We start from the raw sequence: 22,807 nt of genomic DNA, 5'->3' as shown, positions 1-22,807 counted from the left end.
TAAGGGAGGAGAGAGATGAGCAATGTGATCAAACGGCTGGTGGCAGCCACAGCCCTGACGGCATCGGCAACACTGGGTTGGGCGGAAACGCAGGGCGTGACCGACGATGAGATCGTGATCGGTTCGGTCAATGATCTGAGCGGAATTTTCGCGGCCGTAGGCGTTCCGGCGACAAAGGGTGCGAACGTTGTCTTTGACCGCGTCAACGCCGAGGGCGGCGTGCATGGTCGCACCATCCGCTTTGTTGTCGAGGATAACGGCTATCAGATGCCACGTGCGATGCAGGGCTATAACAAGCTGCTGAACCGCGACAAAGTGTTTGCCATGTTGCAATCATTGGGCACACCGATGAATCTGGCCGGATTCAAGCTGCTGGATCCCAAGGGCATTCCAAATGTTGCGCCTTTGACTGCCGCCCGCCAGATGCTGCAAGAGCCAATGGACAACAAATTCACGTCCTTTTCGACTTACTACGATCAGGCCCGCGTCGGCGTAAAATATCTTGCCGGTCAGTTTGGGTCTCAGGCGGTCTGCGCCATGTACCTACCAACGGATTTTGGTGCCGAGATTCTTGAAGGAAGCAAAGCAGGAGCTGAAGAGACTGGCATCGCCTTTGTTACCGAGACCACCCATAAACCGGATGAAACAGATTTCGTCGGATCACTGAGTAAACTCAAGGATGAAGGCTGCGACATCGTTACAATGGCATTGGGTGTGCGTCAGGCGATTACAGTGGTCGGAACGGCCAAGAAGATGGGGCTGGAGGATATGAAATTCCTCGGCACTTCGGCCAGCTTTCTAACGGTTGTCGCGCAGGTCCCCGGTGGAGTTACTGATGGGTTCTATGCCGCAGCTTCATGGCAGGACCTCTGGGCGCGCGCGGATGAGCCTGCTCCGGCTGCCTTCATTGAAGAATACAAGGCTGCAACGGGTGAAGATCCGGTTGGGTTTGCAATGCTGGGATACTCGGCGGCAGAGATGATGGTCAAAGCGCTGGATGCAGCCGGGCCGGACCTGACTCATGAAACCTTTATCGCTGCGATGGAGTCTCTGGATTATCAGGATGATCTCGTCGGCAACCACATTACGTACGGACCAGATGATCATCAGGGCGCCGACACGGTTTTTGTAAACGTGGTGGAAAACGGGGCATGGAAATTGGTCTACGAAGAGTGAACCATTGCACCTGAAAGTTGAGTAGAAGCTTGTAATACGATTTCCAAATGATTACCCGACCGTATCGGGCTTGCTTTCTCAATGTACTGGAAAGGCCACAGCAACGTCGAATTTGTTGACGTTGCCAAAATCAATAACGAGGTGGTCACATGACGGCTGAACAACCAAAAAACCTGCTTGAACTGGCGGGCCAAAACATGATTGCGCAGGGAAATCGGCAATATGTTTACGAACACCCGACTGACGCGGGCACTCTGTTAAAAATCCCGCAATCACATACCATGGATGAGAATGCCAATCTTTTGACGGATACCTGGTTCGACCGGCGCTTTCGCCGTTCAACGGCTTTCAAAGGGTTTTTGCGTGAATTCCGTGAATCCTTCGAACTGATGGCGCGCTTTCAAGGTGGGTCATTTCCCATACCTGTCTGTGAGGTGCGTGGTGTCATTCAGACGGATTTGGGCCTAGCTCTGCTGTACGAACGCATTTCGGACCCTGACGGAGAACTTTCCCCCAGCCTGTACGATCTCGCAGGTAGCGGGCGGCTTACACAACAGCATTTGGATGATTTGCATGACCACTTTGATCTGCTGGAAAAAGAGAATGTTGTCATCAGCAACAAAAACCAGAGAAACCTGATCTACCAGACATGGCCGGATGGGACCGGTCGATGGGTTTGGATCGATAGCTTTGGCTGCAAACAGACGATTCCTGTGCGTCGTTGGTCGCGTCGGTTGAATGCCCGCAAGCTTGAACAGATCAGAGAAAGGTTTGTTGGAGTAGCCGAGGCCGCGCTGCGCAATAAGACAAGCGCCTAGATGCGGCACATTCACTAGACCACTGTCATGTATCCAATAAAAAACGGTCGCAAAATCTTGCGACCGTTAATCTTTTCACTCGTAGTTCGCTCAGCGTTAGCGCTTCGAGAACTGGAACGAACGACGCGCTTTGCGCTTACCGTATTTCTTACGTTCCACAACGCGGCTGTCGCGTGTCAGGAAGCCAGCGGCTTTCAGGGCACCACGCAGGCTGGGATCGTATAGCTGCAGCGCTTTCGAGATGCCGTGCTTAACCGCACCGGCTTGACCGGTCAGGCCACCGCCTTTGACGGTTGCGACAACGTCGAATTCACCTTCTACGCCGGCAACCTGAAACGGCTGGCGCAGGATCAGCTGCAGAACGGGGCGTGCGAAATACACGTCCTGGTCCTTGCCGTTCACGGTGACTTTGCCGGAACCCGGCTTGATCCAAACGCGCGCGACAGCGTCTTTACGCTTACCAGTTGCGTAGGAACGGCCCAGTTCGTCACGCACGGGTTCACGTACGATGACTTCTTCGGCCACAACTTCAACGCCTGCAACGGCGCTCAGCTCTTCGAGAGTATTGATCTGATCAGCCATGGTCATTAGCTCCGGGTGTTTTTCTTGTTCATGGATGCAACATCCAGAACTTCGGGCGACTGGGCTTCATGCGGGTGCTCAGCACCGGCATAAACGCGCAGGTTGGTCATGACCTGACGCGACAGGCGGTTGCCAGGCAGCATGCGCTTAACGGCCTGAGTGACCACACGCTCGGGGTGCTTGCCTTCAAGGATCTGCTGCTTGGTGCGCGACTTGATGCCGCCCGGGTGGCCAGTGTGCCAGTAGAAGTTTTCTTCACGCTTCTTGCCGGTCATCTGGATTTTGTCAGCGTTGATCACGATGACATTGTCGCCCATGTCCATGTTCGGAGTGAAGGTCGCTTTGTGCTTGCCACGCAGGCGCATGGCTACGATCGACGCAAGACGACCTAGAACAACGCCCTCGGCGTCGATCAGGATCCATTTCTTGTCGATGTCTGCAGGTGTTGCAGAATAGGTTTTCATGGCAGGATAGTCCTGTTTGATGTGAAAGACCGCCCCAACCGGAGCGGCCCGAATTCGATGGGAGGTTTTTATGGCGAGCGCACATGCAGGTCAAGCGACGTAAATCAGTTTTAAGTGTTTAATTACAATACCTTAAAAAATAGGTATTATTTTACCCCACAATTAGACGCTTATTTGCTCGGGTGGATTGTCCAGCAAGGCCCGCAATCTCAGCATAGCGTCCTCAAACTGTTCGAGCGACACATGCCCGTTCATGGCAATGCGCACAGCATTGGGTGCGCGCCCATCCCGTAATGCAAACTCATCCGCCGATCTTAGCTGAATCCCTTCACGCTCAGCCGCGCGACTAAATGCGGCCGAACGCCAACCGGATGGCAGGTTCAGCCAAACAAAAGGAATTTCAGAATCCCAATTCAGGTCGAACCCGCCAAGCGCATTGACCGTCACGCGAACATACTCACCCATCTTCGAGCGTACGTCGCTGGCCAATTGCCGTGCATTGGGATGCCCTAGAAGCAATCGGGTCAATTCGGCCAACGGTTGCGCCAGCCCGAAGTAACCATACTCGGCAGATCGGCGTAGATCCACGCTGCGTTCTTTGGGTGCTATCGCAAATCCGACCCGCAACGCGGGCGTTAGGGTTTTCGAAATTGACGACACATGCCATCCCCGTTCCGGGGCCAGCGCGCGATAGCTGGGCGCACGGGCTTCCCCCATGCGATAACAATCGTCTTCAATGATCTGCAGATTGTACTTACGCGCAACTTCGACCACTTCCTTGCGCCGTTCCAGAGGTGAGTGCCCCCCCGTCGGGTTCTGCACCTCGGGTGAAACGCAGATGGCTTGGGCTTGTGTCTGCCGCAGGATATGATCCAACGCCTCGGGGCTGATCCCCCATTTATCCATTCTAACGCCGATGATATCAGCGCGCATCAGCTCGCCGGCCCTGCGAAACCCGGCATAGGACAGGTCCTCAACCAAAACTACCGGTTTGACGCCTTTAAGAACAGTTTGAAAAACAACGCAAATTCCACTTTGCCCGCCATGGGTCAAAACGATGTCGTCAGCGGTCAGCGCGCCCAGCGGCAGATCCGATAGCCAGTCAACCACCACCTGCCGGACCGGCAGGTAGGCATCGCGCGTGGGATAGTTCATGAACATCCGTGGATCACCTTGGGCGACTTTCGCAAGGCATTCACGGATCAGGTGCACCTGCCCCACATCCGGCAGGCGCGGACTGAATAGACTGACATTGGAATCATATTTGTCGTCTCTCAGATGCAGTTGCCTCGACCAGACATCATCCAGGATTGGAGATTTTGGAGGCGCCACAAATGTACCACGTCCGACTTCAGCTTGTAGCAAGCCCTCGTCCGTCAGAATGGTATAGGCCCTCGCAACAGTACCCGGCGTGATTTGTAATCTATATGCAAGTTCTCGGACCGGAGGTAGTTTCACACCAACCTCCAGGCTTTTGTTTTCGATAGCTTTTCGAATTGTATCGGCCACCAGGGTATACTTCGGCCCCTGGGATTTCGGCAGCTCTTCCGGCCAAATTGTATCCATTACAATTCTTCCTTTGATTTTGACACAATTTCGAATGTATCAAGCAAATATACCGAACATCTACTATTTGTGTCAATACAATTTGAAAGGATACCCAAGATGACACGCACAATGCACAACCCCGCCCTCATGCTGCTGAACGACAGTCCCCGACTGCCGCTGATCGCCGCGCTGGCCGTGCGGTTTGCGGCGGCGGTCACTCAATGGGAACGTCGCCGCCGCAGCCGGATTAACTTGAGTTATCTGGATGACAGGCTGCTGGAAGATGTCGGTTTGACCCGGCATCAGGCCAACCGTGAAGTAAATCGGCATTTCTGGCTGAACTAAAGCATCCCCAGTCCCAGTTTTGGGACCTTTTCCTTGGCCGGGGCGTGTCCCCGGCCCTTTTTATCCAAATGCTGCCGCAGCGGATCCGGCAGGTGGAAGGGAATAAGTCATACTGGCGCGCGCAACGGGGCTGTCCGCCCCCTCCGAGAATATTAATACATCCCCCACGGCAAGAGACCGCCCCAGTTTCAGCAATCTGCACTGTGCGATCATGTCAGCTGCGCCCTCAGGTTTACGAAGAAAATCCATCGAGCTGCTGGTTGTGACCGCAAGGGATTGGCGTCCTTTGCGGGACAAGATCATTGCATAAACACATACGTCGGCCAATCCGAACATCGAAGGGCCAGAAACGGTGCCACCAGGGCGCAGGTGACGCTCCTCGACCACCAGCCGCATGGTTATGGAGTCTTCAGTCAATTCTTCTACAACGAAATCCTTGTGCACCTGCGGAAACACCTGCGCCAGGTACTCCGATAGCTCATCTTTATTCATAGCCACGGACATACTTCCCCTCTTCGTTCTGTCAGCCTAGAGTTGGCCCGACATCGGATCGGAGGGCAAGATGGCAATTCTGGAACGTAACGACACGGGCGCGATCGCACAGTTGAAAATGAACGCACCTGATCGTCTGAACGCGTTGAGTGACGAGATGCTGGCAGCACTGCAAGCCCAATTCGACACTCTGCGCGAAGACGATTCGATCCGCGCAGTGGTCCTGTCTGGCGCGGGCAAAGCATTCTGCGCAGGTCACGATCTGAAACAGATGACAGCCGGCCGGCAATCCGAAGATGGGGGGCAAGCCTATTTTCAAGACTTATTCAGTCGTTGCGCCCGAATGATGATGTCGATCCAATCCCTGCCGCAGCCCGTTATCGCGCAGGCTCACGGCATTGCCACAGCGGCGGGATGCCAATTGGTTGCGACCTGCGATCTGGCCGTTGCCGCCGAAGGGACACGATTTGGCGTAAATGGTGTGAATATCGGCCTGTTCTGCTCGACCCCGATGGTGGCCCTTAGCCGCAATATCTCAAGAAAACATGCCTTTGAGATGCTGACGACCGGTGATTTCATCTCAGCAGACAAAGCTGTGGAACTGGGGCTGATCAACCGTGTGGTTCCGGAAATGCTCGTGGAGCACGAGGCACTTTCGCTGGCCGAGCAAATCGCCGCAAAGTTGGGAACGGCGGTCAAAATCGGAAAAGAGGCTTTTTATCAGCAGCTTGAGATGCCGTTGGATCGGGCATACGACTATACTGGTGAGGTAATGGCGCAGAATATGTTGCACCGGGATACCGAGGAAGGCATTTCCGCATTTATCGAGAAACGCCCACCGAATTGGACCCAATAACGCGATTATTTGATACATTTTTTGCCACTGTTTTCATTTTAGCACTTTTCAAAAGGGCAACACTGTGGCAATGCTGGGTCGAGGCTAAGGCCTCTACCATACTTTTGGGTCGTCGCGGGCGGAAGGTCCCTCCAGCTGGTTTCTCTCACCGGCGTTGACATTCCCGCAGCGGCGACCCCAAGACCCCTTCCCTTAAAAGCACTATACGCCCAAGCCCGGTCGAGTTGCGTCTGCCTGCACTCTGCCCTATGTGGCAGCGCATGACACAAGTATTGCATATCGTGGGCGGCGGCATGGCCGGGTCCGAAGCTGCCTGGCAGGCAGCGGAAATGGGCGTGGATGTCGTCATTCACGAAATGCGGCCCAATGTGGGCACATTTGCGCATCAAACAGGCAATCTGGCCGAGATGGTCTGTTCCAACTCGTTCCGCTCGGATGATGACGAACAGAATGCCGTTGGCCTGCTGCATTGGGAAATGCGTTCTGCCAATGGATTGATCATGACCACGGCTGACGCACACCGGCTGCCCGCTGGCGGTGCCCTGGCCGTGGACCGCGATCTGTTTGCCGAAGATGTGACTGCCAGGCTGCGCGCCCATCCCCGTGTGACCGTTACGGATGAAGAAGTGTCCTCCCTTCCGGATGACGGACAATGGATCTTCGCCACAGGTCCCTTGACCTCTCCGGCATTGGGCCAAGCGATCCAGGTCGAGACCGGCGCGGAGGCGCTGGCGTTTTTTGATGCCATCGCCCCAATTGTTTACGCAGACAGCATCGACATGAGCCAAGCGTGGATGCAGTCACGCTATGACAAAGGTGAAACGGAGGAAGAGCGCACAGCTTATCTGAATTGCCCGATGGACCGGGACCAGTATGAAGCATTCATCGATGCCCTTTTGGCCGCCGACAAGGCCGAGTTCCACGAAGGCGAGACAGCCGGGTATTTCGACGGCTGCTTGCCTATCGAGGTGATGTCAGAGCGCGGACGCGAAACCTTGCGTCATGGACCGATGAAGCCGGTTGGCCTGACCAACCCGCATCAACCGGATGTCAAAGCGCATGCTGTGGTACAGCTGCGCCGTGACAACGCCTTGGGCACACTGTTCAATATCGTGGGTTTTCAGACCAAGATGAAATACGGTGCGCAAACCGAAGTGTTCCGTATGATCCCAGGTCTGGAAAACGCGAGTTTCGCCCGGCTAGGCGGTATTCACCGTAATACATTCATCAATTCCCCCACTCTGCTGGATGCGCAGATGCGGTTGAAATCCAAACCCAATATTCGTTTTGCTGGTCAAATTACCGGCGTCGAGGGGTATGTCGAAAGCGCTGCCATGGGCTTGCTGGCCGGTCGCTTGGCAGCAGCCGAGATTCTGGGGCGTGAACTACCTGAAGTGCCGCAAGACAGCGCCATGGGGGCTCTGATTCACCACATCACCGGTGGGGCCGAGGCCAAGACGTTCCAGCCGATGAACGTGAACTTTGGCCTGTTCCGCCCCGTGGAGGGCCTGAAAGGCGGACGCCGAGGCCGAAAGGACCGCTATAAGGCCTACACCGACCGGGCAAAAGCCGAGTGGACCAATTGGCTGGCGCAATGCTGACTGGACGCGCCCTGCCCGCCCGGCCTAGCATACTGGCATGAGTGATAAGTTTTTCAAAAGCACCTACGATCTTGAAACCCCTGAGGACACTCAGGAACACTACCAGAAATGGGCCGCGACCTACGAAGATGAGGTTGCGGCTCAGGGTTATGCCACACCGGGCCGCGTAGCCGAGGCGCTGTGGTCCCAGCAGCCTCAGGCACAAACGCCGGTTTTGGATTATGGCTGCGGTACCGGCCTTTCAGGGCTTGCGCTGCACGCAGCCGGATTTTTGGTGATCGACGGTATGGACCCAACACCCAACATGTTGGAGGTTGCAGCCGCCAAAGGCGTCTATCGCACTCTATCGAGTTTCGAAATCACCGACCCAGCCCCGCTGACCCAGGATGCATATACGGCAATTACCGCCATCGGGGTTATTGGTACCGGCGCGGCCCCACCTGAGACGTTGGACCTGCTGATGCATGCCTTGCCAAAGGGCGGAATGCTAGCATTTTCATATAATGATCATACGCTTGCGGATCACTCTTACACCACGAGGTTGAATGATTGGCTGGATATGGGGGCCGCTCGGCTGTTATTTCGTGAATATGGTCCGCACCTGCCTGGGATGAACCTTAAATCCGACGTGTATGTTATCGAAAAAACGTGACTTTCAAGACTCGCTTCGCGCCATCTCCAACTGGACCGCTGCATCTGGGGCATGCCTACTCGGCGATGTTGGCCAGTGATATGGCAGCATCCGAGGGCGGAGAGTTTCTGCTGCGCATCGAAGACATCGACCAATCCCGATCGCGTACATATTGGGAAGAGCAGATTTTTGACGACCTCGATTGGTTGGGTCTTCGATGGTCCAAACCTGTCATGCGCCAATCTGATCGTTTGCCCGTCTACGAAAATGCGCTCGATACACTTTGGGCCCGCGGTCTCTTGTACCCCTGCACATGCAATCGAAAAGACATTGCGGCGGCCACAAACGCCCCGCAGGAAGGTGCCCCGCTGCTTGGACCTGACGGGCTGATCTATCCGGGCACCTGCCGCATTCGGATGCAGGGCGAGGATTTAAGCCAACGTCCACGACCGAAAAACGAACCGCTGAGACTGGATGTTTTCAAGGCCGGGCGTCATGTATTTGGTCCAAAGACACCCATGGGTCGTTTTGAAGAACGCGGGGAAGGTCCGAATGGGGAGACTGGCATTATCACGTTCACGCCAGAAGAATTGGAAAGCACCATCGGAGATGTCGTTTTATCCAGACGCGACATGGGCACCTCCTATCACCTGTCAGTGGTTTTGGATGACGCCGCTCAAGAGATTACGCGCGTGGTCCGCGGTCAGGACCTGTTCGAAGCGACACGCATTCATGTCTTGCTACAGGCCCTGTTGGATCTTCCCACGCCCGAGTACTTTCACCATCGCCTGATCCGCGATGAGGTCGGTAAACGTTTGGCAAAACGTGATGATGCACGGGCGATCTCAAAATACCGGGCCGAAGGCGTCAGTAATAGCGATGTCCGCGCCAAGGTCGGTCTCTAACTCACGTTCACTCCATCGGCGACATCAACTCGGTTTCAGTGCCTTTACGCACCGCCGTGTAGAAGCATGTACGCCGGTTGGTGTGGCAAGCGGCCCCGGTCTGACGCACCAAAACCAACAGACAATCCCGGTCGCAATCGATGCGAAAATCCACCAGTTCCTGCATGTGCCCCGAGGTTTCGCCCTTGATCCAGAATGTCTGACGTGAACGCGACCAATAGGTGACACGACCTGTCTCCAGCGTACGCTCCACGGCTTGCGCATTCATCCAGGCCATCATCAGCACCTCTCCTGTTGCCCCATCCTGCGCGATGGCAGGGATCAATCCGGCCTCATTGAATTTCAGGGTCGATGGATCAAACATGACGGGGTCAGACATGACAAAAACCTTTTGCATCCCGGGGGCTGGCCACTATGTATGGGGAACACGCAACGAGGGAAAGCCATGAGCGGCGAGAACGACCTGATAAAGCTGTATTCCGGGCGCATTCTGGCGCTGGCGGCGGATATTCCGCATCTCGACAGGCTCAGCGATCCCGATGCGACGGTCAAGAAACGCGCGCCTTTGTGCGGCTCGACCGTCACCGTTGATGTAAAGGTGCAAGATGGCCGGATCAGCGGGTTTGGTCAGGACGTCAAAGCCTGCGCATTGGGTCAGGCATCAGCTTCGATCGTAGGAAGCGCGGTGATCGGAACCACACGGGCACAGGTCGAAACGGCGCGCGATCAGCTGGCGGCAATGCTCAAAAAAGATGGCCCTGCCCCAGATGCCCCGTTTGACGGTCTCGAAGTGCTGATGCCCGCGCGGGAGTACAAGAACCGCCACGCCTCGATCCTTCTGGCGCTGGACGCGACGACCGAAGCGTTGGAACAGGCCGAACAAGCAAACTGCGCCTGAGCGTAGTAATTTAGCGCAAACCTGTCTAACCTCACGCAAAATTTGGGGAGTGATGGGTTTGAATAATTTGCTTGAACACTTTGTGACGCTTTGGGTTGTTATCGACCCGATTGGAACGATCCCAGTCTTTATCGCAGTTACCGCAGGTCTCGAAGCCGCCGCCCGTCGGCGCACAGCCATGCTGGCCTCGTTGATCAGCGCCGGGGTTTTGCTGTTTTTCCTGATCTTCGGACAATTGTTGATCGAAGCGCTGGATATCGGCTTGAACTCGTTTCAGGTCGCGGGCGGAATCATCCTGTTCCTGTTCGCGCTGACGATGATCTTTGGCGAAAGCAAACAGGAAACCGAACAGCGTCAGGCCGAAGAGGACATGGAAGACACAATCCACAAGCAAAACCCGGCGATCTTCCCCCTTGCAGTTCCATCGCTGGCCTCCCCCGGTGCGATGCTGGCCGTTGTTATTCTGACAGACAACCATCGTTACAGCGCTGCGGATCAAGGGATCACGGCGCTGGTCATGCTGTCCGTTCTGGTTGTCGCTTTTGTCCTGATGCTCATGGCTGAGCCGATCATCCGATTGATTGGACATTCGGGCGCCGCGATCATCAGCAGAGTCATGGGCATGATCCTGGCCTCGGTCGCGGTCAATTCGGTGCTGTCAGCGATGTTGGAAATTTTCAAAACCGGCCAGCTGTAAAAAAGCCGCCGCTCCTTCCGGGCGGAAAGGGCGGCGGCAGGTAATGCGTTTCTCGTGTGGGGTCCGGATATCCGCGCGGGGCCGAGGCATGGCCCCTCAAGGGGTTTGGGACAGGCAGGTCACCCTTGACAGTAATAGGGATGACAAGCGCGGTTTGATCGGCACGAGAGCGCAGACAGAAAGGCTTAAAACCCGACAGGCAGATGGAGGGCGACCATCAGCATCACAACCAGAGAGACCAAACCGACTGCATCCTGCAGAATTGTGGATTGCGAGCGGTTAAACACAGTCTTGATCTGGGTCAGCATTGGTCACCTCCGGTTAGGGATTTAATCCTTTGTTGACCTTTTGTTCTCATATTTCCCCGAGTCGGTAAAGAACTTTTTGAGAACATTTGCGAACAAAATGATCTCTCATCACCTAACCCACTGAAATCAAACGGATCGCCTGATCTTGTTTCATCAGCCAAAGCAGAACACGCGCCGCCTTGCCCCGCTCGGATTTCAGTTGCGGGTCTGCGTTCAGCAATGCGCGCGCATCAGATTGTGCGACTGCCATCAACCCGGCCTGGCGTTCCAGATCAGCGATCCGGAATTTCGGCAAACCGGATTGTGCGGTACCAATCAGATCACCGGCCCCGCGCATCTGCAAATCAGTCTCGGAAATGCGAAAGCCGTCTTCGGTCTCACGCAGAACCTCTAACCGTTTGCGTCCCCCTTCGCTGATCGGTGGCTGATACATGAGTAAACAAGTGGAATCGGCCTCCCCCCGTCCGACGCGTCCGCGCAATTGATGAAGCTGCGCCAGGCCAAATATCTCGGCCCGCTCAATTACCATGATCGAGGCATTGGGCACGTTCACCCCCACTTCGATCACCGTGGTGGCCACCAGCACTTTGGTTTGCCCGGTCTGAAAGGCCTTCATGGCAGCGTCTTTGTCGGCAGGTGGCATTTGACCATGCACCAACCCGACCGTGTCATCCCCCAGAATGGCCCGCAGCCGTTTGAACCGTTCTTCTGCCGCAGTCAGATCCGAGACCTCTGATTCATCCACTAACGGGCAGACCCAATAGCATTGCCGCCCCTCTTCGATAGCCTGCCTCAGATGAGCCACAACCTCATCCATACGTTGCGTGCTGATTACGGCTGTTTTGATCGGTTTGCGCCCGGGCGGCTTTTCATCCAGTACCGAGACATCCATATCGCCATACTGCGCCAGCGCCAGACTGCGAGGGATCGGTGTTGCCGTCATGACCAGAACATCGGCGCCCTGCCCCTTGTCCGACAATTCCATCCGTTGGCGGACACCAAACCTGTGTTGCTCATCCACAACGGCCAGACGCAGGGCGTCAAATTCAACATCGCTTTGGAACACTGCGTGGGTCCCAACCAGAATCTGGATGTCGCCGCGTTTCAAAGCCTCGAGCTTAGCCCGTCTTTCCGCGCCCTTATCGCGCCCGGTCAGGATTTCCAGAACCGCCCCGGCCTCTTCCGCCAGCGGGCGCAACCCTTCGAGATGCTGGCGTGCAAGAATCTCGGTCGGGGCCATCATGACCCCCTGCCCGCCTGCCTCAACCGCGACGAGCAGCGCCATGAAAGCCACCAGTGTTTTACCAGCACCCACATCACCTTGAAGCAGACGGTTCATGCGTGATTCTGACGCCATATCCGCAGAAATCTCTTCGATCGCTCGGGTTTGTGCCCCCGTGGGACGGTATGGCAGGTTGGCCAGAACCTTGGATTGCAACCCACCGGTTCCGACGCTGACAATGCCGCGCGCTTTGCGTTCCCGTAGCCGGGCCAAGGCAAGCGTCAATTGATGGGCAAGCAACTCGTCATAAGCCAAACGTTCACGCGCCGGTGCATATAGCGCAACATCATCTGCCCCTTGCGGGTTATGAGCCGCCTGGATGGCCGACACCCAATCCGGCCATTTCTGCTGAGCTACTTGCGCCGGGTCAATCCACTCTGCCAATTCGGGTGCCCGTGACAATGCACTCCGCGCGGCTTTGAACGCCACCTTTTGCGTCAGACCCTGCGTCAGGTGGTAAACAGGCTCGAACTCTGGGATCTCGCCAGCCTCTTCCACGGGCAACATATGATCTGGGTGGACCATCTGGGCCATGCCATCGAACAGTTCTAGCTTGCCCGATATCACCCGACGCGCGCCCTGCGGCAGAACCTTTTTCAGGTAATCCCCGCGTGCATGAAAAAAGACCAGCTGGAAATCGGCCTGACTGTCTTCGACATGCACACGATACGCGCCACCTTTGTTCCGGGATGGAACATGCGTTCCCACCGTAACTTCAACCGTCAGGGTCGTCGGCACATCAGCGCCCTGAATTGTGTCGCGCCTGCGCCGGTCTACAACGGCATAAGGCAAGCTGAACAGCACATCGCGCGGGCATTCAACACCCGTTTGCGCCATCACTTGAGCGGTCTTGGGTCCAACACCGTCCAGCGTTTCCAATCCCGCAAACAGAGGAAAGAGTTGTTCCGGCCGTCCGCTCATGCGCCTTCGATCAGCTGCAGCCAGCCATCCTCATCCAACGTTTCAATGCCCAAATCAGCTGCCTTCTTTGCCTTGGATCCCGCACCGGGTCCGGCCACCAGAATATCGGTTTTCTTGCTGACCGAACCTGAGACCTTGGCTCCAAGCGTTTCTGCCCGCGCTTTGGCTTCAGCGCGGGTCATTTTTTCCAACGTGCCGGTGAAAACGACGGTCTTCCCAACCACAGGGCTGCCCGTATTGTCCGGCCGCTTGGCTTCCTGTACCTGCAACTGAGCGACCAGATCATCGATGCTGGCCCGTTCCGCAGGCTGTGCGAAGGCGGAAACCAGCGCGCGAGCCATGACCTCTCCGATTCCATCGATACCAAGCAGGTCTTCCCATTCAGGGCCTTCGCAGGCAGAAGCCACTGTTATGGCCTGTTCGAATTCGCTCCAAGTTCCATAATGATTGGCAATCAGGTTTGACGCCGCCTCACCCATGTGTCGAATTCCCAACGCGAATAGCAGCCGCCCAAACGGGATTATGCGTTTCTCGTCAATCGCGGCCCATAGCTTACTGGCGCTCTGCGCGCCCCAGCCCTTGCGGTTGGCCAGCTTGTTCAGATTGGCGGCATCGCGGTTCTGCAGCGTATAAATATCGACCGGAGCTCTGATGGGCAGATCGGGATCGTCATAGAACATCTCGATCTGCTTTGCGCCCAACCCTTCGATGTCAAAAGCTTTTCGAGACACAAAGTGCTTCAGTTTTTCAATCGCCTGTGCCGGACAAATCAAGCCACCGGTACAGCGCCTGATCGCGTCACCTTCTTCGCGGATCGCGTCGCTTTGGCATTCAGGGCATTTGGTGGGGAATTGGTAAGGTTCCGCCGCTTCGGGGCGTTTCGAAACATCCACATCCGCGATTTTCGGAATCACGTCTCCGGCGCGATAAACCTGTACCCAGTCTCCAACGCGAATATCCTTGCCGTCGCGTATCGTCCCACCTTTGGCGTCTGATCCGGCGATATAGTCTTCGTTGTGCAACGTGGCGTTGGACACGACCACTCCGCCTACGGTCACCGGGTGCAATCGGGCAACCGGGCTCAGCGCACCTGTTCGGCCCACTTGTATGTCAATCGCCTCAAGCCGGGTCCAGGCCAGTTCGGCCGGAAATTTATGCGCGATCGCCCATCGGGGCGTCGTGGATCGGAACCCCAAACGGGCCTGTAAGGCCAAGTCATCGACCTTGTAGACGACCCCGTCAATATCATAACCGAGGGTCGCGCGCTGTGCCTCAATTTCGTGATAGTGCGCCAACATCTCCGCAGTTGTCTGGCACTGTCTTGTCAGGGTGTTCGTCTGAAAACCAAAGCTCTGCAGCCGATGGATCGCCGTCATTTGCGTCTCGGCCAAGGGTTCGGACAGCTCTCCCCAGGCATAGGCAAAAAACCGTAGTGGACGCGCACGCGTGATCGATGAATCCAACTGCCGTAATGAGCCCGCGGCAGCATTCCTTGGGTTGGCAAAGGCTTTGCCACCGACCTCGGCCTGACGCGCATTCAGGTGCTCGAAATCTTCATGAGACATGTAGACCTCGCCCCGAACCTCAAGGACGTCAGGTGCATTTTCGATCTGCTGCGGAATGTCCGACACCGTGCGGGCATTCGCGGTTACGTTCTCACCCACCTCACCGTCGCCCCGTGTTGCGGCTTGAACCAGCTCGCCTTTTTCGTAACGCAGAGACAAGGACAGGCCGTCTATCTTCGGCTCGGCCGTAAAGGCCAAGAGGGTGTCCTCGGCCAGACCGAGGTATTTTCGAATGGACCGATCAAAGTCGGCAACATCTTCATCATTGAACGCATTGCCAAGTGACATCATTCGCATTGCGTGCGTGACCTTGGAAAAGCCGTCTGCCGCGCGTGCGCCGACCTGATCGGACGGGCTGTCCGGCCGCTTGAGATGTGGGAAACGCGCCTCGATCCCGGCATTTCTGCGCTTAAGCGAATCGTATTCCGCATCAGAAATCTCAGGCGCGTCTTCCGCGTGGTAAAGCGTGTTGGCCTGCACAAGCAATTCGGCAAGGCGCGCCAGCTCGTTGCGCGCCTCATCTTCAGTCAGCTCTGGTATCGAAATGGAGTTGCTCATGGCCTCGCCCTATCACGCGTTCTTGGATCTCAGTGATAGGGCGAGGTCATGGCTAGGTCCAGTCGTGCTGAGCCGTGAGTGAGAAGTGCCGCCCTGGACCGCCGGCGGCACAAATTGAGGTTCCGGTCAGGCGCCGACGGCCAACCGTGTCTCATCGACGCTGTTGGTTTGCGGATCGCGCAACACGTAGCCACGCCCCCAAACGGTTTCTATGTAATTGTCACCGCCCGTTGCATTGCTGAGCTTTTTGCGAAGCTTACAGATAAACACGTCAATAATTTTCAATTCCGGCTCGTCCATTCCACCATAGAGATGGTTCAGGAACATCTCTTTGGTCAGGGTCGTCCCCTTGCGCAGGCTCAACAGCTCCAGCATCTGGTATTCTTTGCCGGTCAGATGAACGGTCTGCCCGTCAACTTCGACAGTCTTCGCATCCAGATTCACCGCAACGCGGCCAGTGTGGATGATCGACTGCGAATGTCCCTTGGACCTGCGGATGATCGCATGAATACGCGCAACCAGTTCTTCGCGATGAAACGGCTTGGTCAGATAATCATCCGCACCGAATCCGAACCCCTTGATTTTGCTTTCCGTATCGTCGGCGCCCGACAGAATTAGGATCGGTGTTTCCACCCGCGCGATCCGCAGTTGGCGCAATACTTCATGCCCGTTCATGTCCGGCAAGTTGAGGTCCAGCAAAATCAGATCATAATCATAGAGCTTCGCCAGATCGATACCTTCTTCGCCAAGATCCGTCGCATACACATTCAGGTTCGCATGCGTCAGCATCAGTTCGATGCTTTTGGATGTTGTAGGATCATCCTCGACAAGAAGTATTCGCATTTCACTGCTCCAATTCGGGTCAATTATTCCAATTGAAATTAACCCTGACCAAGAATGGTTAATCTGACGTTACCGTTGAATCATTTATTCACCCTCTACCTTAGGTTGTCGATATTTTTTTAGCGCCGTGACTTTCAGCGCATCAACACCATGTTCTGCAACCGCAGCGACCCAGGTGTTGAACTCTTCATCGCTGATGCCATAGCGTTTTTTTGCCTCTGACAAGGAAATCAAACCATAAAGCACGCCCCGCACTACAATGGCCTTGCGCGACGCAACCCAGCGCCGTGTGTCCGCCGGTGGCAGATCGGCGCGCGTTAAAACCGTTCCATCCGGCAGGGTTACGGACCGTGGCCCCTCAACTTTGTGCAAATACATCTCTCAACCCTTTTCCTGCTGCGACAAAGCTGACATCAGCCTACTTAATGTGGCGTGAAACCGCCCCTTGAGAGTGTGTAGAATTTTCCTATATTCTGCCGGTCTTTCTTAACCCGAACTGGAACCGTCATGGCCCTCGATACCGAGACCCCGCTCAACTCGCTTGGTTTTGCCAAACCGCCCTCGGAAACGCGGGTGGTGGTTGCCATGTCCGGTGGCGTCGACAGCTCTGTGGTCGCGGCCCATCTGGCCGATCAGGGTTATGATGTGGTTGGTGTAACGCTCCAGCTGTATGACCACGGCGCAGCGCTGGCCAAGAAAGGCGCTTGCTGCGCAGGGATCGATATCCACGATGCACGCCGCGTTGCTGAAGAGCGCGGGTTTCCTCATTACGTTCTGGATTACGAGAACATCTTCAAAGACGCCGTCATCGACGAGTTTGCCGACAGCTATCTGGCTGGCGCGACACCCGTCCCCTGTATCCGCTGCAATGAACGGGTAAAGTTCAAGGACCTGCTGGAAACCGCCAAGGATCTAGAAGCCGACTGCATGGCAACCGGCCACTACATTCAGCGTAAGACAGGACCCAACGGACCCGAGTTGCACAGCGCCGAGGATGCGAACCGCGATCAATCCTACTTCCTGTTCTCAACCACGCCGGATCAGCTGGAGTTCCTGCGCTTCCCGCTGGGGCACCTGCCCTCAAAAGACGCGACGCGCGAAATGGCCGCTCAGTATGGGCTGGCGGTGGCCGACAAGCCCGACAGTCAGGACATCTGCTTTGTGCCCGACGGCAACTATGCCAGCGTGATTGAAAAGCTGCGCCCCGGCGCCGCTGAACCGGGCGACATCGTGCATGCCGATGGCCGTGTCCTTGCGCAACACACCGGTGTCATCCATTACACGATCGGACAGCGCCGCGGTCTTGGCATCGGTGGACTGAGCGAGCCGCTTTACGTGGTGAGACTGGATGTGGATCAAAAACAGGTCGTGGTTGGCCCCAAAGACATGCTGGCCACCCGCACTGTCCCCGTGCGTGAGATCAACTGGCTGGGTGACGTTCCGTTCACCTCGCAAAAGGAATGGCATCTGTCGGTCAAGGTGCGGTCCACCCGTCCCCCGCGCGAGGCAATTGTGCGCCCCCTCTCGGACACCACGGCCGAGGTCGAACTGCTCACCCCCGAAGAAGGCATCTCTCCCGGACAGGCCTGTGTGTTCTACGAGGGAGGAACCGGCAGTCGTATATTTGGCGGCGGATGGATCTGGCGCGGATATTAGGCAGACACCGGGGCCAGGTCGGACTCTATCTGAATCTGTAACGCGTCGTTGAACCGATTGAATGCACCGCACAGGGCAATGCGCCAGGTCAGTTCAACAATCTGCGCGTCACTGAACCAGTCCCGCAACCCCGAGACCTCGGCGTCCCGCATCCGACCCGATCGGGTCGTGACCGCCTCGGCATAGCGCACCACGGCCTTGTCGCAATCATCCAGCTCAGGGTGGTCTTCGACATTTGGCAACCGCGCCGCGCCTTCGGGGCTAAGCCCGGCAACCGTCAGTAACGGTGTATGATGTGAGACGCAGTAGTCACAGGCGTTCAGTTTGGACACGGTGACCATCGCCAGTTCCAGCGCCCGGCGTGGCAAGTTGTCTTGCGCCCGCAATTCGGTCAACATCCCGGTCACGTGCTCCAATACCGGCGGAGAATATGCCGCCAGCCGCGCCCAGTTGTCAAACGGTCCATATTCGGCAAGAGCGATCCGTGACGCATGCGCCGCCTTGGACATATCCTGATCGGTCAAAGGCGGGATGCGGGTCATGGTGTGTCTCCTTTACAGATCGCATATCTCAGGTCGGGAACAGTGCCGCAACAACCCGGCAATCACAAAGTTGCGAAACACGCTCCCACCTGATCCAACCAGAGACATTCGCGATCTGTCAGGAGGTCGAATTCATCACTCATTTCCAGTTGAAAATAGGTGACATGATCCGCAACGCGGAATGTTGAAGCCGCAGGAATTCTGTCCAATTTCTTTGACGGTTACGTAGCCAGTTCTGGTTTTTCTTCGGTCAACCAATTGGCAGGGCTACAATGCGTCAGTCGGCGTGTTGAGCAAGATGTACAGGCCCACACAGATCATAATATAAGGCGCGATCCTGTCCATGCGCGCAATGCGAGGACCAAGGCTTTTGGCCCGCGGCGCGCCCCAGATTGCGATGATCACCAACACCGCCCCTGCGATCCCAGCCCCTAAAACTGCAGCCAACCTGAACGCAGCTGTCGAATCCGCCAGCAAAGGCGTGATCACTGCAAAGCTGTCGATGGACAGACTCAGAAACAGGACAACGACCGAGGCTGCAGCACTTTTCGAACTCATTTCCTGTGTCTTTGTGGCGGTGATCTGCAACCAGACCCCGCGCAGGCCCAGCACCAAAGGTACAACCCCCAGATACCCGATCCATGACGAAATCCCGCTTTGGCTTAAGCCGTTTGCAACAGCAATTGCCAAAGCCAGAACGATCACTTGAGCAATCGCAAACCCAACGATGGCGCGCCGTTGTTCCATGGCAATCATCAGGCCCAACAAAACTGCCAGATTGTCCAGATTGGTCGATATCAACGCCACGCCAGCGGAAACAGAGAATAACAGATATTCAATCATGATGCGGCGGCATTTTTTTCAGAACCGCCCGTGCAGCGCGCAGACCGGGGGATTCTCCTCCACGACCTAAACGATCCATTGTCACCTCCATGGCGTCGCGCTGCGCGTCAGGGGCGTCCGTCACTTGTTTCAGTGCGGCGGCAATCTTGTCGGTCTGGCAGTCATCCAGCAGGCATTCGGGAACAGCGCGCGTCTCTGATACCAGATTAACCAGCGTCACCGTATCCAGCTTGACCATCCGTTCGGCCATTTTTTGGGTCAGCCAGTTGAGTTTGTAGGCAATCACCATCGGCGTGTTCTGTGCAGCCAATTCCAGCGACACGGTTCCCGACGCCGCAAGGGCGAGATCTGCCGCTCCAAAAGCCGCCCGTTTATAAGCGCTGGCCTGAACTGGTCCGACCTGACGTGGATCCAGCACAACCGGGTTGCCTGGCCAACCGGGGACGATGGAATTGATCAGGTCGGTTGTCGCGTCAACCGTCGGAACAACAACCCGAAAATCGGAGCGATCAGAGGTGAAACGGTTCAGCGCGTCGCCGAAACACTCGGACAGTCGCTCAATTTCGCCGCGTCGCGATCCGGGCAAGGCCAGCAGGATCGGAGCGTCCCCCAGATCAAAAGTCGCGCGAAAGGTCGCGATTTCCTGCGGTGTTGCGACCGGTTCGCTGGCGACAGGATGCCCGACGAAATCACATTCCATTCCGGCGCGTTCCATATAAGGCGGCTCGAACGGTAGCAGCGCCAGAACATGATCGATGACCTTGGCCATTTTATCGGCCCGTCCCGGTCGCCAGGCCCAGACGCTGGGCGCGACATAGTGAACGGTGCGAATATCGCTGCTTGCCTTGACGATCTTGGCGACACGCAGGCTGAAATCAGGGCTGTCGATAGTGATCAACACATCCGGCCGCGTATCCAGAACCGCCTGAGCGGTTTCCGTTATCCGGCGTTTGAGGTGAAAGAACTTGGGCAGTACTTCGACCAGGCCCATCACGCTGAGCTCGGACATGGGAAAGCGGCTGCTCAACCCTTGCGCTTGCATCAGCGGTCCACCAACACCATCGAATTCGACGCCCTGCACCAGACTCTTCAATCCCTCCATCAGCGCGGCGCCCAAACGGTCGCCCGACGGTTCACCGGCGACCAGAAAAACGCGCATCAGACCGTCCGCTCGCGGACGTAAAGGAACAGACCCAGTCGGTTGCATTCTGCGATAACACGGTCTCGTTGCAAGACAATTACGCCGCCCTTTTCAATGACGATGCCGGAAAGGCCGGCAGCCACGGCGCCGGATACGGTATCCGGGCCGATTGCGGGCAGATCCGCGCGTCGGTCCTGTTCTGGCTTTGGACCTTTGAACAAAACGCCGCCGCCAGCATCCGGGCGCTGTGTCAGAGACTGCAACATCCAAGCGGTGCCGAAAATACACTCGATCGCCAGAGCCTGCCCTTTGGACACTGCGCAAGCCTGCCCTATATCAGCACCTCCCATGGCACGCAGTATACCCGCAGCCCGGTTCGCGTCGGTGAGATCGGACTCTGACGGCTGTGCCTCGGTCAAACATCCGACTGGCGGCAACAGGTTCGGAGCGATTTCATGCGCCGCCCGAACTTGTAGGCCTGAATCTTCGAATATCCCGATGACAGCGCGCAAAGCCCCGTCATCGCCTGACATGATCGCCTTTTGCAGGATCGGGACCAAAGGTAGCGTCGCTGCGTCGATGCGGGACGGGTCAATCATCGGGCGTTTCACTGCGCCCGCCATGCAAATCTCTGTCACACCTTTCGCGCGCAGATCGTTGATAAAGCTTCCCAATTGCTCCAACGGAAATACGATGTCCGTCGACAGGTCATCGGGCAGAAACCCTTCCATGGCGCAGATCACCGGGCGTTGTGCCAGTTGGGCAACCACTTCGTTCGGCAGCGCGCCGGTTCCAGCAATCAGCGCCAGCATGGTCTTATTTCCCCGGTGTCAGGAAGGAACGATCACTGTGCCCGGTCACGAAATCGACGATCCGCTGCACATATTCACTGTCATTGCCCTGTCCGACCCGGGTTGCGCGGTCCATGAAGGTCCCCTCTCCCTTGGACAGCTCGCGGAACGCAGCACGCAAGGCCGAGATATCCTCGCGCGACACACCGCGCCGTTTCAGGCCAACAAGGTTCAAACCGTCCAACTCGCCACGCGGGGCTTGAACCAGCCCATAAGGAATGACGTCATTGGGCACCATGGTCAGCGCGCCAATGATGGCCCCACGTCCCACACGTACCCATTGGTGCAGGCCGGAAATCCCGCCAATGATGACATCATCTTCGATTATGCAGTGACCAGCCGCGCCAGCATGATTCACCATGATGACCCGGTTGCCGATCTGAACATCATGCGCCACATGAACCCCAGCCATCAGCAGACAATCATCCCCGATCCGAGTTACACCGCCACCGCCTTCGGTACCGGTATTCACCGTTACATGCTCGCGAATTCGGTTGCGCTTGCCGATCTCCAGCCGGGTATTTTCACCGCCGAATTTCAGATCTTGTGGAATCTCACCGATGACCGAGAAATTGAAGATCACCGTGTCATCCCCAACCGACGTGTCACCGGTTACGACGACATGTGATTTCAGCTCGACCCGGTCGCCCAGATTGACCTGTGCACCGATGTAACAGAACGGTCCGATCACGCAGTCCTGACCGATCTGAGCACCCTCTTCGATGATTGCGCTGGGGTGAATACCGCTCATGCCGTTTTTTCCATCTCCCAGTCGACATAGGCCGAGAATTCAGCTTGGGCCGCAACCTCTCCCTCGACAGTCGCACGGCCGGTGAATTTGAACAGCTTTCCGCCCTTCTTGCCGCGAATGGTTTCGACATGCATTTCAAGCACGTCACCCGGCACCACCTTGCGGCGGAATTTACACTTATCGATGCTCATAAAGTAAATCAGCAGCTCGGTGTCGATGACGTCCATGCCAACACCCAACATCACGCCTGCCGTCTGCGCCATCGCCTCGACGATTGTTACGCCCGGCATGATCGGTGTTCCGGGGAAATGGCCCTGGAAATGAGGCTCGTTCATGGTGACATTCTTGATGCCAACAGCCGATTGGTAGCCCGAGATCTCCACCACCTTGTCGACCAGCAGAAACGGATAGCGATGCGGCAATATCCGCTGGATCAGCTGAATGTCGGCGCTTTTGGTTTCCGTGGTCATAGTGCAGATGTCCTGTCTTGGATGTCTCAGTTCCCGCGTGGTTAGCAATACCGGAACATAAGG

Annotated in this window: 26 protein-coding genes; 10 read left to right on the top strand and 16 right to left on the bottom strand. The window is 56.4% G+C overall.

Annotated features, from left to right (window positions below; genetic code table 11):
- The first annotated feature begins 15 nt into the window (after positions 1-15).
- Together HW561_RS05320 and HW561_RS05315 are read left to right on the top strand one after the other, a co-directional pair.
- Positions 16-1,176 carry an ABC transporter substrate-binding protein gene (locus HW561_RS05320; protein ID WP_176862457.1) on the top strand — a complete coding sequence of 387 codons (1,161 nt, stop codon included), beginning with the start codon at positions 16-18 and terminating at the stop codon, positions 1,174-1,176.
- Positions 1,177-1,325: 149 nt separating this feature from the next.
- Positions 1,326-1,994, top strand: coding sequence for a YrbL family protein (locus HW561_RS05315; protein WP_176862455.1), 669 nt, complete (start codon positions 1,326-1,328; stop codon positions 1,992-1,994).
- A gap of 96 nt (positions 1,995-2,090) precedes the next feature.
- Here the strand turns inward: HW561_RS05315 and rpsI are convergent, their stop codons facing one another.
- From rpsI to HW561_RS05300, 3 genes are all read right to left on the bottom strand, one after another.
- Complete coding sequence (gene rpsI, locus HW561_RS05310) at positions 2,091-2,576, bottom strand: 30S ribosomal protein S9 (protein WP_109311665.1); 486 nt, start codon at positions 2,574-2,576, stop codon at positions 2,091-2,093.
- A gap of 5 nt (positions 2,577-2,581) precedes the next feature.
- Positions 2,582-3,040, bottom strand: a complete 459-nt coding sequence (rplM, locus tag HW561_RS05305) for a 50S ribosomal protein L13 (protein ID WP_176862452.1) — start codon at positions 3,038-3,040, stop codon at positions 2,582-2,584.
- 162 nt (positions 3,041-3,202) lie between these two features.
- Positions 3,203-4,606, bottom strand: a complete 1,404-nt coding sequence (locus tag HW561_RS05300; protein ID WP_176862450.1) for an aminotransferase-like domain-containing protein — start codon at positions 4,604-4,606, stop codon at positions 3,203-3,205.
- 99 nt (positions 4,607-4,705) lie between these two features.
- Between HW561_RS05300 and HW561_RS05295 the strand changes: the two genes are divergently transcribed.
- Positions 4,706-4,933: a DUF1127 domain-containing protein gene (locus HW561_RS05295; protein ID WP_176862448.1), complete on the top strand. Its 228-nt coding sequence runs from the start codon at positions 4,706-4,708 to the stop codon at positions 4,931-4,933.
- A gap of 60 nt (positions 4,934-4,993) precedes the next feature.
- Here the strand turns inward: HW561_RS05295 and HW561_RS05290 are convergent, their stop codons facing one another.
- Positions 4,994-5,437 (bottom strand): PaaI family thioesterase, encoded by a 444-nt coding sequence (locus HW561_RS05290; RefSeq protein ID WP_176862446.1) that lies wholly within the window; start codon positions 5,435-5,437, stop codon positions 4,994-4,996.
- Positions 5,438-5,495: 58 nt separating this feature from the next.
- On the opposite strand from HW561_RS05290, the gene HW561_RS05285 reads away from it, so the two are divergent.
- The 4 genes from HW561_RS05285 (at position 5,496) to gluQRS (ending at position 9,418) form a co-directional block, all read left to right on the top strand.
- Positions 5,496-6,281: an enoyl-CoA hydratase gene (locus HW561_RS05285; protein WP_176862444.1), complete on the top strand. Its 786-nt coding sequence runs from the start codon at positions 5,496-5,498 to the stop codon at positions 6,279-6,281.
- Between the two features lie 260 nt (positions 6,282-6,541).
- On the top strand, positions 6,542-7,882 hold the full coding sequence (gene trmFO / locus HW561_RS05280; protein WP_176862442.1) for a methylenetetrahydrofolate--tRNA-(uracil(54)-C(5))-methyltransferase (FADH(2)-oxidizing) TrmFO: 1,341 nt from the start codon (positions 6,542-6,544) through the stop codon (positions 7,880-7,882).
- Between the two features lie 37 nt (positions 7,883-7,919).
- Complete coding sequence (locus HW561_RS05275; protein ID WP_176862440.1) at positions 7,920-8,534, top strand: class I SAM-dependent DNA methyltransferase; 615 nt, start codon at positions 7,920-7,922, stop codon at positions 8,532-8,534.
- Complete coding sequence (gene gluQRS, locus HW561_RS05270) at positions 8,531-9,418, top strand: tRNA glutamyl-Q(34) synthetase GluQRS (protein ID WP_176862438.1); 888 nt, start codon at positions 8,531-8,533, stop codon at positions 9,416-9,418. Before HW561_RS05275 ends, gluQRS begins: the two co-directional genes overlap by 4 nt.
- A 7-nt stretch (positions 9,419-9,425) precedes the next feature.
- On the opposite strand, the gene hisI is transcribed toward gluQRS, so the two are convergent.
- The gene (gene hisI / locus HW561_RS05265; protein ID WP_176862436.1) at positions 9,426-9,815 is read right to left on the bottom strand and encodes a phosphoribosyl-AMP cyclohydrolase; all 390 of its coding nucleotides are present in this window, start codon (positions 9,813-9,815) and stop codon (positions 9,426-9,428) included.
- A gap of 48 nt (positions 9,816-9,863) precedes the next feature.
- Between hisI and HW561_RS05260 the strand changes: the two genes are divergently transcribed.
- Complete coding sequence (locus HW561_RS05260; protein ID WP_176862434.1) at positions 9,864-10,316, top strand: iron-sulfur cluster assembly scaffold protein; 453 nt, start codon at positions 9,864-9,866, stop codon at positions 10,314-10,316.
- 58 nt (positions 10,317-10,374) lie between these two features.
- Positions 10,375-11,013: a MarC family protein gene (locus tag HW561_RS05255; RefSeq protein WP_211198535.1), complete on the top strand. Its 639-nt coding sequence runs from the start codon at positions 10,375-10,377 to the stop codon at positions 11,011-11,013.
- A gap of 185 nt (positions 11,014-11,198) precedes the next feature.
- On the opposite strand, the gene HW561_RS24125 is transcribed toward HW561_RS05255, so the two are convergent.
- The 5 genes from HW561_RS24125 to sciP form a co-directional block, all read right to left on the bottom strand.
- Positions 11,199-11,321 (bottom strand): hypothetical protein, encoded by a 123-nt coding sequence (locus tag HW561_RS24125; RefSeq protein ID WP_268952722.1) that lies wholly within the window; start codon positions 11,319-11,321, stop codon positions 11,199-11,201.
- Between the two features lie 112 nt (positions 11,322-11,433).
- Positions 11,434-13,524 carry an ATP-dependent DNA helicase RecG gene (recG, locus tag HW561_RS05250; protein ID WP_176862430.1) on the bottom strand — a complete coding sequence of 697 codons (2,091 nt, stop codon included), beginning with the start codon at positions 13,522-13,524 and terminating at the stop codon, positions 11,434-11,436.
- Positions 13,521-15,647 carry an NAD-dependent DNA ligase LigA gene (ligA, locus tag HW561_RS05245; protein WP_176862428.1) on the bottom strand — a complete coding sequence of 709 codons (2,127 nt, stop codon included), beginning with the start codon at positions 15,645-15,647 and terminating at the stop codon, positions 13,521-13,523. Before ligA ends, recG begins: the two co-directional genes overlap by 4 nt.
- A 126-nt stretch (positions 15,648-15,773) precedes the next feature.
- Positions 15,774-16,490 carry a response regulator transcription factor CtrA gene (gene ctrA / locus HW561_RS05240; RefSeq protein WP_176862426.1) on the bottom strand — a complete coding sequence of 239 codons (717 nt, stop codon included), beginning with the start codon at positions 16,488-16,490 and terminating at the stop codon, positions 15,774-15,776.
- 84 nt (positions 16,491-16,574) lie between these two features.
- The gene (gene sciP, locus HW561_RS05235; RefSeq protein WP_176862425.1) at positions 16,575-16,868 is read right to left on the bottom strand and encodes a CtrA inhibitor SciP; all 294 of its coding nucleotides are present in this window, start codon (positions 16,866-16,868) and stop codon (positions 16,575-16,577) included.
- Positions 16,869-16,997: 129 nt separating this feature from the next.
- On the opposite strand from sciP, the gene mnmA reads away from it, so the two are divergent.
- Positions 16,998-18,146 (top strand): tRNA 2-thiouridine(34) synthase MnmA, encoded by a 1,149-nt coding sequence (mnmA, locus tag HW561_RS05230; RefSeq protein WP_176862423.1) that lies wholly within the window; start codon positions 16,998-17,000, stop codon positions 18,144-18,146.
- On the opposite strand, the gene HW561_RS05225 is transcribed toward mnmA, so the two are convergent.
- From HW561_RS05225 to fabZ, 6 genes are all read right to left on the bottom strand, one after another.
- Positions 18,143-18,688, bottom strand: a complete 546-nt coding sequence (locus HW561_RS05225; protein ID WP_176862421.1) for a carboxymuconolactone decarboxylase family protein — start codon at positions 18,686-18,688, stop codon at positions 18,143-18,145. The genes mnmA and HW561_RS05225 overlap by 4 nt on opposite strands.
- 267 nt (positions 18,689-18,955) lie before the next feature.
- Entirely contained in the window at positions 18,956-19,531 is a 576-nt protein-coding gene (locus HW561_RS05220; protein ID WP_176862419.1) for a hypothetical protein, read from the bottom strand.
- Positions 19,524-20,690, bottom strand: coding sequence for a lipid-A-disaccharide synthase (lpxB, locus tag HW561_RS05215; protein WP_176862417.1), 1,167 nt, complete (start codon positions 20,688-20,690; stop codon positions 19,524-19,526). Before lpxB ends, HW561_RS05220 begins: the two co-directional genes overlap by 8 nt.
- Positions 20,690-21,484, bottom strand: coding sequence for an LpxI family protein (locus tag HW561_RS05210; protein WP_176862415.1), 795 nt, complete (start codon positions 21,482-21,484; stop codon positions 20,690-20,692). Before HW561_RS05210 ends, lpxB begins: the two co-directional genes overlap by 1 nt.
- 4 nt (positions 21,485-21,488) lie before the next feature.
- Positions 21,489-22,274 carry an acyl-ACP--UDP-N-acetylglucosamine O-acyltransferase gene (gene lpxA, locus HW561_RS05205; RefSeq protein WP_176862413.1) on the bottom strand — a complete coding sequence of 262 codons (786 nt, stop codon included), beginning with the start codon at positions 22,272-22,274 and terminating at the stop codon, positions 21,489-21,491.
- Positions 22,271-22,744, bottom strand: coding sequence for a 3-hydroxyacyl-ACP dehydratase FabZ (fabZ, locus tag HW561_RS05200; protein WP_176862411.1), 474 nt, complete (start codon positions 22,742-22,744; stop codon positions 22,271-22,273). The genes lpxA and fabZ overlap by 4 nt, the downstream gene beginning before the upstream one ends.
- Positions 22,745-22,807 lie beyond the last annotated feature (63 nt).

The organism is Ruegeria haliotis (assembly GCF_013377785.1).
Lineage (GTDB): Bacteria > Pseudomonadota > Alphaproteobacteria > Rhodobacterales > Rhodobacteraceae > Ruegeria > Ruegeria haliotis.
The sequence above is the reverse complement of the archived record's forward strand: the minus strand, read 5'-3'. Positions and strand labels throughout refer to the sequence as shown.

Coding starts and splice junctions, on each gene's coding strand:
- HW561_RS05275 (WP_176862440.1), top strand. CDS start 7,920: ATGAGTGATAAGTTTTTCAAAAGCACCTACGATCTTGAAACCCCTGAG.
- lpxA (WP_176862413.1), bottom strand. CDS start 22,274: ATGAGCGGTATTCACCCCAGCGCAATCATCGAAGAGGGTGCTCAGATC.
- HW561_RS05225 (WP_176862421.1), bottom strand. CDS start 18,688: ATGACCCGCATCCCGCCTTTGACCGATCAGGATATGTCCAAGGCGGCG.
- trmFO (WP_176862442.1), top strand. CDS start 6,542: ATGACACAAGTATTGCATATCGTGGGCGGCGGCATGGCCGGGTCCGAA.
- HW561_RS05315 (WP_176862455.1), top strand. CDS start 1,326: ATGACGGCTGAACAACCAAAAAACCTGCTTGAACTGGCGGGCCAAAAC.
- HW561_RS05220 (WP_176862419.1), bottom strand. CDS start 19,531: ATGATTGAATATCTGTTATTCTCTGTTTCCGCTGGCGTGGCGTTGATA.
- recG (WP_176862430.1), bottom strand. CDS start 13,524: ATGAGCGGACGGCCGGAACAACTCTTTCCTCTGTTTGCGGGATTGGAA.
- HW561_RS05300 (WP_176862450.1), bottom strand. CDS start 4,606: ATGGATACAATTTGGCCGGAAGAGCTGCCGAAATCCCAGGGGCCGAAG.
- HW561_RS05260 (WP_176862434.1), top strand. CDS start 9,864: ATGAGCGGCGAGAACGACCTGATAAAGCTGTATTCCGGGCGCATTCTG.
- HW561_RS05290 (WP_176862446.1), bottom strand. CDS start 5,437: ATGTCCGTGGCTATGAATAAAGATGAGCTATCGGAGTACCTGGCGCAG.
- HW561_RS05295 (WP_176862448.1), top strand. CDS start 4,706: ATGACACGCACAATGCACAACCCCGCCCTCATGCTGCTGAACGACAGT.
- sciP (WP_176862425.1), bottom strand. CDS start 16,868: ATGTATTTGCACAAAGTTGAGGGGCCACGGTCCGTAACCCTGCCGGAT.
- ctrA (WP_176862426.1), bottom strand. CDS start 16,490: ATGCGAATACTTCTTGTCGAGGATGATCCTACAACATCCAAAAGCATC.
- rplM (WP_176862452.1), bottom strand. CDS start 3,040: ATGAAAACCTATTCTGCAACACCTGCAGACATCGACAAGAAATGGATC.
- mnmA (WP_176862423.1), top strand. CDS start 16,998: ATGGCCCTCGATACCGAGACCCCGCTCAACTCGCTTGGTTTTGCCAAA.
- HW561_RS24125 (WP_268952722.1), bottom strand. CDS start 11,321: ATGCTGACCCAGATCAAGACTGTGTTTAACCGCTCGCAATCCACAATT.
- fabZ (WP_176862411.1), bottom strand. CDS start 22,744: ATGACCACGGAAACCAAAAGCGCCGACATTCAGCTGATCCAGCGGATA.
- lpxB (WP_176862417.1), bottom strand. CDS start 20,690: ATGCGCGTTTTTCTGGTCGCCGGTGAACCGTCGGGCGACCGTTTGGGC.
- ligA (WP_176862428.1), bottom strand. CDS start 15,647: ATGAGCAACTCCATTTCGATACCAGAGCTGACTGAAGATGAGGCGCGC.
- HW561_RS05285 (WP_176862444.1), top strand. CDS start 5,496: ATGGCAATTCTGGAACGTAACGACACGGGCGCGATCGCACAGTTGAAA.
- hisI (WP_176862436.1), bottom strand. CDS start 9,815: ATGCAAAAGGTTTTTGTCATGTCTGACCCCGTCATGTTTGATCCATCG.
- HW561_RS05210 (WP_176862415.1), bottom strand. CDS start 21,484: ATGCTGGCGCTGATTGCTGGAACCGGCGCGCTGCCGAACGAAGTGGTT.
- HW561_RS05320 (WP_176862457.1), top strand. CDS start 16: ATGAGCAATGTGATCAAACGGCTGGTGGCAGCCACAGCCCTGACGGCA.
- rpsI (WP_109311665.1), bottom strand. CDS start 2,576: ATGGCTGATCAGATCAATACTCTCGAAGAGCTGAGCGCCGTTGCAGGC.